Here is a 2,840-nt window from a genome sequence, read left to right on the forward strand (position 1 = left end):
CTCGGTCAGGTACTTGGAGAAGATGTCCTGCGCCGCCTCGGCGTCCGGGCGCTCGATCTTGATCTTCACGTCGAGACGCCCGGGCCGCAGGATCGCGGGGTCGATCATGTCCTCACGGTTGGAGGCGCCGATCACGATGACGTTCTCCAGTCCCTCCACACCGTCGATCTCGCTCAGCAGCTGCGGAACCACGGTGGTCTCGACATCGGAGGAGACCCCGGTGCCACGCGTGCGGAAGATGGAGTCCATCTCGTCGAAGAACACGATCACCGGCGTTCCTTCGGACGCCTTCTCGCGGGCCCGCTGGAAGATCAACCGGATGTGGCGTTCGGTCTCGCCGACGAACTTGTTGAGCAGCTCGGGGCCTTTGATGTTGAGGAAGTACGACTTCGCCTCGCGGGCATCGTCGCCGCGCACCTCGGCCATCTTCTTGGCCAGCGAGTTGGCCACCGCCTTGGCGATCAGGGTCTTGCCACAGCCGGGCGGGCCGTACAGCAACACGCCCTTGGGCGGGCGCAGCATGTACTCCCGGTACAGCTCCTTGTGGAGGAACGGCAACTCGACGGCGTCGCGGATCTGCTCGATCTGGCGGGTCAGACCACCGATGTCCTGGTAGCTGACATCGGGCACCTCTTCTAGCACCAGGTCTTCGACCTCGGCCTTGGGGATGCGCTCGAACGCGTAGCCGGCTTTGGTGTCGACCAGCAGTGAGTCACCCGGGCGCAGCTTGCGGGGCTTGGTGTCGTCGTTGAGCGCGTCGGGAACGCCGTCCGGCAGGTCCTCGGCGACCAGCGGCTCGGCGAGCCAGACGATCCGTTCCTCGTCGGCGTGGCCGACGACCAGGGCGCGGTGACCGTCCGCCAACACCTCGCGAAGCGTCGAGATCTCGCCGACGGATTCGAACATGCCGGCCTCGACGACGGTCAGCGCCTCGTTGAGCCGGACCGTCTGGCCCTTCCGGAGAACGCCCACGTCGATGTTCGGCGAGCACGTCAGGCGCATCTTGCGACCCGACGTGAAGACATCGACCGTTTCGTCGTCGTGCGCGGACAGCAGGACGCCGTAGCCACTCGGTGGCTGTCCGAGCCGGTCGACTTCCTCGCGCAGCGCTAACAGTTGCTGACGGGCTTCTTTAAGAGTTTCCATTAACTTGGAATTGCGGGCCGCGAGGGAGTCGATACGGGCTTCGAGTTGGTGCACGTCGCGCGCCGAGCGGCTGGCACCATGCGACCCGACCGCATGCTCGAGTTGCTCGCGCAGCACCGCTGCCTCTCGGCGTAATTGTTCCAATTCGGCAGCGTCGCCGCTGGACATGCCAGGTTCACGAGGGTTACGGAATGCTTCAGAACGCTCTGAGTCACCCATGTTGCGCTCCTTTCCCGCCCCGAAGTGATGCGGTGAATACTCCAACGCTACCGGCGATCGCCGATTCGTGTGCGTAGTCAAATACCCACGAAAAGTTAAGTTTTTCGTCACGCTGGTAATCTCGGCCACGAATCGGGCTGATCGAAAGCGCCCCGTAAGGACACCGTGACCGCAAAAAGCCTTGCCAACGACCTTGCCGCCCTTTGCGGCATCGCCATGGCCGGAGCCGGCGCTGCCGGTGTGACGTTCCCCGCAGCTGTTGATCACACCGCAGCCGTCATCAACGCCGCGCGCTTGCACGCCTAGCCGCATCTGACCGGATGCTGCGACACCTGTCCGTTGCGCTGAGCGCCGCCGCCGCGGTCGCGCTCGGGCTTTCGGGATGTTCGCACCACCCACCGAGGGTTGTGCAGTCCTCCCCGTCGGCGGCACATCCCACCTCCAGCCCACTCATCGTCGCTGCTCCCCCGGCCGCGCCCCTGCCGGCGCCCGAGGCCCTCATCGACGTGTTGAACCGGCTCGCGGATCCGAACGTTCCGGGGATCAACAAGCTGAACCTCGTCGAGGGCGCAAACCCCGAAAACGCTGGCACGCTGGACAAATTCATCAGCGCCTTGCGGGACAACGGCTACCTGCCGATGACCTTCGCGGCGAACAACATCGCCTGGTCGGACAAGAATCCGTCGAATGTGACGGCCACGATCAGCGTGACCACCTCGCAGGCGAACAACCGCAACTTCACCTTCCCGATGGAGTTCACGCCCTGCTCGCCCGCGCCCGGGTGTTGGCAGTTATCCCGGCGGACCGCGGAAATGCTGCTGTCCCTGGGCAACCCACCAACGGCGACGGCGCCCAACCCGGGCCCGGCGCAGGTCCCGGTTCCCGAGTCGAGCCCCCCGCCGGCACCGTCTACGACTCCCCCGGGCTGAGTCCGATGTGGATCGGCTGGCTCGAGTTCGACGTGCTACTGGGAGACGTGCGGTCACTCAAGCAGAAGCGGTCGGTGATCCGCCCGCTGATCTCGGAGTTGCAGCGCAAGTTCAGTGTGTCGGCGGCCGAGACCGGGTCCCAGGAAATGTATCGACGAGCGTTCGTCGGCGTGGCCATTGCGTCCGGCGACCGAGCCCATGCCGTGGACGTGCTCGACGCGGCGGAGCGCCTGGTAGCAGCGCGTCCGGAGTTCGAGCTGCTGTCGGTGCGGCGGGGCCTGGGCCGCAGCGACGACTAGTCAGCCGTCGCGGCCCTGGCGTTTGCGACCCAGCGGCGCCGGCGCCACGGCGCCGGGGGCGAGCCGTCGCGCACAGACCAGGAACGCGGTATGCCCGCGCATGGAGTGCTGCGGACGAACGGCCAGGCCGACAACGTTCCAGCCGCGCTGCAGCGTCTCCCACGCCCGCGGTTCGGTCCAGCAGCGCTGATCCCGCACGGCCTCCACTGCCCGCGACAGCTGAGTGACGGTCGCCACGTAAATGATC

4 protein-coding genes and 1 pseudogene are annotated in these 2,840 nt (G+C 66.1%); 3 read left to right on the plus strand and 2 right to left on the minus strand.

The annotated features are described in order from the left end of the window. Positions 1-1,365: proteasome ATPase (gene arc, locus JO059_RS01640; protein ID WP_293314240.1), on the minus strand; the 1,365-nt coding region annotated here is incomplete at its 3' end. 165 nt (positions 1,366-1,530) lie between these two features. Between arc and JO059_RS01645 the strand changes: the two genes are divergently transcribed. From JO059_RS01645 to JO059_RS01655, 3 genes are read left to right on the plus strand one after another with little or no spacing between them, the layout of a single operon-like run. Beyond that, the gene (locus JO059_RS01645; RefSeq protein WP_293314242.1) at positions 1,531-1,671 is read left to right on the plus strand and encodes a hypothetical protein; all 141 of its coding nucleotides are present in this window, start codon (positions 1,531-1,533) and stop codon (positions 1,669-1,671) included. 14 nt (positions 1,672-1,685) lie between these two features. Beyond that, the gene (locus JO059_RS01650; protein WP_293314244.1) at positions 1,686-2,294 is read left to right on the plus strand and encodes a hypothetical protein; all 609 of its coding nucleotides are present in this window, start codon (positions 1,686-1,688) and stop codon (positions 2,292-2,294) included. A gap of 5 nt (positions 2,295-2,299) precedes the next feature. After that, a complete protein-coding gene (locus JO059_RS01655) occupies positions 2,300-2,593 on the plus strand; it encodes a DUF503 family protein (protein ID WP_293314246.1) in 294 nt (97 codons plus the stop codon). On the opposite strand, the pseudogene trmI reads toward JO059_RS01655, so the two are convergent. Beyond that, positions 2,594-2,840 (minus strand): annotated as a pseudogene (gene trmI, locus JO059_RS01660) (tRNA (adenine(58)-N(1))-methyltransferase TrmI); the annotation flags it as partial.

Origin of the sequence: Mycobacterium sp., from assembly GCF_019247615.1 — a bacterium.
Taxonomy (GTDB): domain Bacteria; phylum Actinomycetota; class Actinomycetes; order Mycobacteriales; family Mycobacteriaceae; genus Mycobacterium.

Excerpts from the sequence above, each read along its gene's own strand:
- JO059_RS01650 (WP_293314244.1), top strand. The coding sequence starts at position 1,686 with ATGCTGCGACACCTGTCCGTTGCGCTGAGCGCCGCCGCCGCGGTCGCG.
- JO059_RS01655 (WP_293314246.1), top strand. The coding sequence starts at position 2,300 with ATGTGGATCGGCTGGCTCGAGTTCGACGTGCTACTGGGAGACGTGCGG.